The 5,926-nt window shown below is 68.9% G+C and carries 7 protein-coding genes and 1 pseudogene; 5 read left to right on the forward strand and 3 right to left on the reverse strand.

Annotated elements, in window-relative coordinates; all coding sequences use genetic code 11:
• On the reverse strand, positions 1-391 hold a 391-nt coding region (locus RIF68_RS24670; RefSeq protein ID WP_309053492.1), incomplete at its 3' end, for an SDR family NAD(P)-dependent oxidoreductase.
• A 189-nt stretch (positions 392-580) separates the two neighbouring features.
• Here RIF68_RS24670 and RIF68_RS24675 point away from each other — a divergent pair.
• The 3 genes and pseudogenes from RIF68_RS24675 to RIF68_RS24685 form a co-directional block, all read left to right on the forward strand.
• A complete protein-coding gene (locus RIF68_RS24675) occupies positions 581-1,564 on the forward strand; it encodes an ATP-binding cassette domain-containing protein (protein ID WP_309053498.1) in 984 nt (327 codons plus the stop codon).
• Entirely contained in the window at positions 1,561-2,352 is a 792-nt protein-coding gene (locus tag RIF68_RS24680; protein WP_309053493.1) for an ABC transporter permease, read from the forward strand. Before RIF68_RS24675 ends, RIF68_RS24680 begins: the two co-directional genes overlap by 4 nt.
• Positions 2,353-2,650: 298 nt before the next feature.
• Positions 2,651-3,033: pseudogene (locus tag RIF68_RS24685) on the forward strand (oxidoreductase); the annotation flags it as partial.
• Between the two features lie 204 nt (positions 3,034-3,237).
• Here RIF68_RS24685 and RIF68_RS24690 read toward each other — a convergent pair.
• Both RIF68_RS24690 and RIF68_RS24695 read right to left on the reverse strand, forming a co-directional pair.
• Positions 3,238-3,558: a hypothetical protein gene (locus RIF68_RS24690; RefSeq protein ID WP_309053494.1), complete on the reverse strand. Its 321-nt coding sequence runs from the start codon at positions 3,556-3,558 to the stop codon at positions 3,238-3,240.
• Between the two features lie 482 nt (positions 3,559-4,040).
• Positions 4,041-4,625 (reverse strand): XRE family transcriptional regulator, encoded by a 585-nt coding sequence (locus RIF68_RS24695; protein ID WP_309053495.1) that lies wholly within the window; start codon positions 4,623-4,625, stop codon positions 4,041-4,043.
• A 104-nt stretch (positions 4,626-4,729) separates the two neighbouring features.
• Here RIF68_RS24695 and RIF68_RS24700 point away from each other — a divergent pair, with 104 nt between their 5' ends.
• Both RIF68_RS24700 and RIF68_RS24705 read left to right on the forward strand, forming a co-directional pair.
• Complete coding sequence (locus RIF68_RS24700; RefSeq protein ID WP_309053496.1) at positions 4,730-5,497, forward strand: AzlC family ABC transporter permease; 768 nt, start codon at positions 4,730-4,732, stop codon at positions 5,495-5,497.
• Complete coding sequence (locus tag RIF68_RS24705) at positions 5,494-5,808, forward strand: AzlD domain-containing protein (protein ID WP_309053497.1); 315 nt, start codon at positions 5,494-5,496, stop codon at positions 5,806-5,808. The genes RIF68_RS24700 and RIF68_RS24705 overlap by 4 nt, the downstream gene beginning before the upstream one ends.
• The last annotated feature ends 118 nt before the right edge of the window (positions 5,809-5,926 follow it).

Here is a 5,926-nt window from a genome sequence, read left to right on the forward strand (position 1 = left end):
TGGAGGTGTTGATCACCTTGGCGTTGCTGGCCGTAAGCGTATCCATCAGCAGCGTGGTGAGCAGGAACGGCGCCAGGTGGTTGATCTGGAACGTGGATTCATTGCCGTCCACGGTAAGGGTGCGCCTGCCCATAATGCCGCCGGCATTGTTGGCCAGGACCTCGATCCGGGGGTAATCGGACTTCAGCTGGGAAGCGAGCGTGCGGACCTGCTCGAGCTCCGAGAAGTCGCTGACAAAGTAGTCCGCATTGAGCTCCTTGGCGATGGTCCGGGTCTTCTCCTCGGACCGGCCGACGATCACCACCTGATCCCCCGCCTGCACCAGCGTCCGGGCCGCTGCTGCCCCAATGCCGTCGCTGGCGCCGGTGATCACGATGGTGCGAGGAGTCAAGGGGTGTCCTTTGGTCGGGAAGTTCCAGGGTCCGGGATGGAGCGCACTGCCTTTGGCACAACGACGGCGGCACGGTCCGTGTTCCCTGCCTCACCCTCCCAGGTCCACAGGGCGGCCCCCCTGGGGCCCGGCCCAGATTTCCTCCATCACCCCTTGCTTCTAGGGAAGTCCCGCATGCCTTCGCCTGTCATGCCCACATCCATCGGTGACGGTCGTCGCCCGTGCTCGCCCGCCATCTCCGCCGTCGGCCTGCGCAAGGCGTACGGCGACAAGACCGTCCTCGACGGCATCGACCTGTGCATCCCGGAAGGATCAGTCTTCGCGCTGCTCGGTCCGAACGGCGCCGGCAAGACCACCATCGTGAAGATCCTTTCCACGCTCATCGGTGCCGACGGCGGGCAGGCCGAGGTCGCGGGCCACAACATCGCCACCGAGCCGGACGGGGTACGGGCCGCGATCGGAGTCACCGGGCAGTTCTCCGCCGTCGACGGACTGATCACCGGTGAAGAGAACATGCGCCTCATGGCAGACCTCAACCACCTCTCCAAGCGCAAGGGCAAACAGGTCGTCGCCGAACTCCTGGAGCGCTTCGACCTCGTCGAGGCCGCCGGCAAGCCAGTGCAGAGCTACTCCGGGGGTATGAAGCGGCGCCTGGACATCGCCATGACCCTGGTCGGCGGCCCCCGCATCATCTTCCTCGACGAGCCCACCACCGGACTCGACCCTCGCTCCCGCCACAACATGTGGCAGATCATCCGCGAGCTCGTCTCCGACGGTGTCACGGTCTTCCTCACCACCCAGTACCTGGAGGAGGCCGACGAACTCGCCGACCGGATCGCGGTGCTCCACGACGGCACGATCGCCGCCGAGGGCAGCGCCGACGAACTGAAGCGGACGATCCCCGGCGGGCACATTCGCCTTCGTTTCACCGATCCGTCCGCCTACCACAGCGCCGCCACCGCGTTGCGCGAAGTGCAGCGGGACGACGAGGCGCTGGCGTTGCAGCTTCCCAGCGGCGGCAGCCAGCGTGAACTGCGCTCCGTCCTCGACTGGCTGGACGCCGCCGGCATCGAGGCGGACGGGCTGACCGTGCACACCCCCGACCTCGACGACGTCTTCTTCGCCCTCACCCGCAACGACGCCGCCACCCCGGCCGAGGAGGCCGCCCGATGAGCACCCTGACCCTGGCCGTGCGCGACTCGTCCACGATGCTGCGCCGCAATCTGCTGCACGCGCGCCGCTACCCGTCCGCGACGCTGAACCTGCTGCTGACGCCCGTCATGATGCTGCTGCTCTTCGTCTACGTCTTCGGCGACGCGATGAGCGCCGGCCTCGGCGGCAGCGGCGCGGACCGCTCCGACTACGTCGCCTACATCGTTCCGGGCATCCTGCTGATGACCGTCGGGAGCACCACGTTCGGCGCCGCGGTGTACATGGCCATGGACATGACTGAGGGCGTCATCGCCCGCTTCCGGACGATGTCGATCCACCGCAGTTCTGTACTCATCGGGCACGTCGTCGGCAGCGTGCTGCAGTCGGTCATGAGCGTGGTACTCGTCGGGGCCGTCGGCGTGGCCATCGGATTCTGCTCCACGGACGCAGGCGTCCTGGAGTGGCTGGCGGCGCTCGGGCTAGTCACGTTGTTCTCCCTGGCGCTGACGTGGACCGCGGTCGGGATGGGCCTGTCCAGCCCGAACGCAGAGGCGGCCAGCAACAGCGCCATGCCCCTGATCCTCCTGCCGCTGATCTCGAGCGCCTTCATCCCCGCCGAGACGATGCCGGGCTGGCTCCAGCCGATCGCCGAGTACCAGCCCTTCACCCCGGCCATCGAGACCCTGCGCGGCCTGCTGCTCGGCAGCGAGATCGGCCACAACGGCTGGCTGGCCGTCACCTGGTGCCTGGGCCTGACGGTCCTCGGCTACCTCTGGTCCAAGGCCCTGTTCAATCGCGACCCGATGTAGCCGAGCAGCCCCGCCTCTGATTCCCTGACGGCGTCCGGCCCGTGCGGCGTCCGGAACCTGGTCTGACGACGCCAAGCTGTACGGCCGAGGCTAGGAGCGGCTCGGCGCGCACCGCTGCGAACTCAGGAGCAACGGGCCAGGCCAGGATCACTCCGTTGATTCTTCGGCAACCAGTACCGCGGACCTTGTCTGGCGCCGGCCGGTCCTACTGGAGTTCGCTGAAGCACTCGGTTGCTCGCGTGCGTGCCGCGACGATGATGGTGTCGTCCGCCTCCACGACGGTTTCAGCTGTGTTGTCGTGCACCTATACGCCATCGGCCGAGGTGACGGTGTTCGGGCCTTCGCCCTTCACTCCGGAAAAATCATCACCGGTCTCCAGCGCGAGATGGCCTTGAAGGAACAGGTCGACCGGGGTGGGTGGACGAGCACGGCGATGTCATCGGCGAGGGCTTCAAGATCCCCTTTCAGGGTGCCGCCACCGGTCTGTGGGCCGCCACCTCCCCACTCCTCGACGACCGGGGCGGCCTCGACCTGGAGGACTGCGACATCACGTGCGTCTCCGCCCCTTGGACCCCCATGGAGGACGGCGGCGTCCGCGCTCACGCCATCGATCCCGACGAGGCTGCCCGGCTCTGGTCGACGCCCCTTGTCGCCACCGGCGCCACGCGGACGACCCGATGAATCTGTGCTCTGCATCTGCCCTGCTGCCCGCCGTTGCGGCGGGCGTTGCGCATGGTCCTCGGGCCGATCACGGCCGTGTCGGGCAGAGATCTCCGGCGTTCCGCCGTCTGAAGCGAAGGGATCCAGGTGTGCGGTGGTTTGGTACCCAGGTGCGCATGGTGCGTCGAAGTGGGCATTGGCGCAGGCTCGCTGGTGACGTGTAGGTCAGTGTGCAGGGGGAGGCTCGAGGCATCCTGTTTCCGGGAAGTGCCCGTTGACGTTGACCCATATGCGTGAGCTGCTCACCGCGCCGGAGATGCAGGCGGTTTCGCCGACGTAGATGCCGAAGGCGCTCCCGTCGGTCGGGGTGGTGGCGGCTGTGCCCGTGGTGCGGTTGCTGACTTCGACGCGCCAGGGGACAGCGATGTCCTCGAGGACGGGCAGCAGGTATTTGGGGGAGATCCGTCCACGTTGCTGTTGCATCCTGAGGGCGGCCTTGACCTCCTGGGTTCTGGCGGTGGCTGCTTGTTGGTCTTCGCGTGCCATTGCTTCTGGCCGGCGAGCTGCGGTGTTGTCCCCGTAGTTGGGTGGGGAGTCGGCGGGAGGAGAATGGGGGTCTGTGGCGGACGGGGGTGCTGAGTTGGCCTTGCGTGTCCCGTTCATGTTTGAGAAGAGGTCGTCCCCGCAGCCAGTCAGTGCCAGTGCGGCGGCGACAACGCCGATGCCGGCGGCAGTCTTGTGCGAGGGCATAGCTACAGGGTTCCTGGAGTTGTGCGGCTGCGCCTGAGTATGTGTACTCAGCTCGCGCAGGGGAGGGGGCCCTTGGCTGGGCTCCGCAGACTTCGTTCCCTACAGGGCTATGCGCAGCAGCGCCGCACAGCGGAAGCGGCCTCTGCGTGGTTCAGGCCGGCTTCCCCGGGAACACATGCCAGTGTGGCTGAGTGCCTCAGTTGGCGAGTGGGCCGTTGTACTGGCGAGCTGAGCTACATATGGGGGCCAGGCTGTAAAGAGGGCCTGGCTGACAGGGCCTAGACGTGCTGCATGACCATCACGAACATCGTGCCCGGCTCAAGGGCCTCGTAGGAGTGCGGCACGTCCCCTCGGTACGACATGTAGTCACCGGGGCCCAGTTCCACTGTCTCGCCCCGCGGGCCCGCGAGCAGGCGGCCGGTGCTGATGACCAGGTGTTCCATCGAGCCCGGGATGTGCGGGTCCGACTCGCGCGGGGCGCCCGGCTCCAGCGTCCCGTGGTAGATGTCCCGCCGCACCCCGGTCGGCCCCGCGGAGAGCAGGGTGCCCGCGTACGAGGAGTTCTCTGCGTGCATGGTCGGGCCCTCGCCCGCCCTGATCACCGTCACGGCGGGCGCGGGTGACTCCACCAGGACGCTGAACGGCACCCCGAGCGCCACGGCGAGTGCCCAGATCGTCTCGATGCCGGGATTACCGGTAGCCGCCTCAAGCTGCGAGAGGGTGGACTTCGCGATCCCCGCGCGCTTGGCCAGCTCGGAGAGGGAGATCCCGGCCTTCGCGCGCTCGCGGCGCAGCGCCGCGGCGACCCACTCACGGGGCATGCGGGACGGCTGGGCGTCACCGGGGCCGGTGCCGTTGGTCATCGCTTTCGCTCCTGATCGAGACGCTTCGTTTCGCACATCGTTCGCTGCACAAGGCCATTCGTTCGCCTTGACGAACGCACCCCGCACTGCCCATCCTACGATGCATGCGTTCGCCACACCGAACAAACGATCCGCCAAACAGAACGACGCGCGCGCCCGGCGCCTCCCTCGTCCGCCTCTCCGACCTCCCGCCCGGTGTCCTGCGCGACATCGCCCTCGTCTGGCTCGCCGACGCCGTCGTCGGCGTCTCCTTCGGCGCGATCGCCGTCGCGGGCGGGCTCCCCCTCTGGGTCCCCGTCCTCATGTCGCTGCTCGTGTACGCCGGCTCCGCCCAGTTCAGCGCGGTCGGACTGCTCACCGCGGGCGGCGGCCCCGTGGCCGCGGCAGCGACCGGGTTGCTCCTCAACTCCCGTACCGCCGCGTTCAGCCTGGCCCTCGCCGATGACCTCGGCCGCTCTTGGGCGGCACGGCTGATCGGCGCGCACCTCATCACCGACGAGACGGCCGCCTTCGTGCTGGCCCAGGACGAGGGCAGGGCGCGCAAGGCCGCGTTCTGGATATCCGGCATCGGCCTGTTCCTGGCGTGGAACGTCAGCGTTCTCGCGGGCGCCCTCGCCGGTACGGCGCTCGGCGACACCGACAAGTTCGGGCTCGACGCGGCATTCCCTGCGATCCTTCTCGCCCTGGTCCTGCCCGCGCTGCGCGCCGACAGCGCGGCACGTCGGGCAGCGGCCGCCGGCGCGGTCATCGCGGTCGCCGCCGCCCCGCTGCTGCCCGCCGGGGTGCCGGTTCTCCTCGCCCTGTTCGGCCTGCTCGCCGCCCGCCGCGGCCCCCGCCGTCCGCGCACCACCGCTCCCGGGAGCGCCTCGTGAACGCCACGCTCGCCTGCGTCCTCGTCCTCGCCGCGGGCACGTACGCCTTCCGCCTGGCCGGACCCGTGCTGCACGGGCGCGTGGAACTGCCCGCCCGTGTCCAGGAACTGCTCACCGTGGGGGCCACCGTGCTCCTCGTCGCCCTGCTCGTCACGGGGGCGCTGACCGAGGGTCAGGGCTCCGCGGGCTGGGCGCGCCCCGCGGGCGTCCTCTTCGGCGGCATCCTCGCCTGGCGCAAGGCGCCGTTCGTGGTGGTCGTCGTCGGCGCGGCAGCGGCGACAGCGCTGTTGCGCCTGGCGGGAATCTCCTAAGGGTGTTGCAGAAGGCCGTGATCAAGCAGGTCGGAGCGGTGCTCGGGCGTGTGTGATCATGCGGCGAGGGCGAGGTTGTGCATGCGGGCGACGGCTTGGACGGCGTGGTGGAGGCCGT

It is taken from the genome of Streptomyces sp. (assembly GCF_031178505.1).
GTDB lineage: Bacteria > Actinomycetota > Actinomycetes > Streptomycetales > Streptomycetaceae > Streptomyces > Streptomyces gulbargensis.

Bases quoted from the DNA above. Each gene is read 5' to 3' on its own strand.
- RIF68_RS24675 (WP_309053498.1), top strand. From the start codon at position 581: ATGCCCACATCCATCGGTGACGGTCGTCGCCCGTGCTCGCCCGCCATC.
- RIF68_RS24680 (WP_309053493.1), top strand. From the start codon at position 1,561: ATGAGCACCCTGACCCTGGCCGTGCGCGACTCGTCCACGATGCTGCGC.
- RIF68_RS24690 (WP_309053494.1), bottom strand. From the start codon at position 3,558: ATGGCACGCGAAGACCAACAAGCAGCCACCGCCAGAACCCAGGAGGTC.
- RIF68_RS24695 (WP_309053495.1), bottom strand. From the start codon at position 4,625: ATGACCAACGGCACCGGCCCCGGTGACGCCCAGCCGTCCCGCATGCCC.
- RIF68_RS24700 (WP_309053496.1), top strand. From the start codon at position 4,730: ATGCGTTCGCCACACCGAACAAACGATCCGCCAAACAGAACGACGCGC.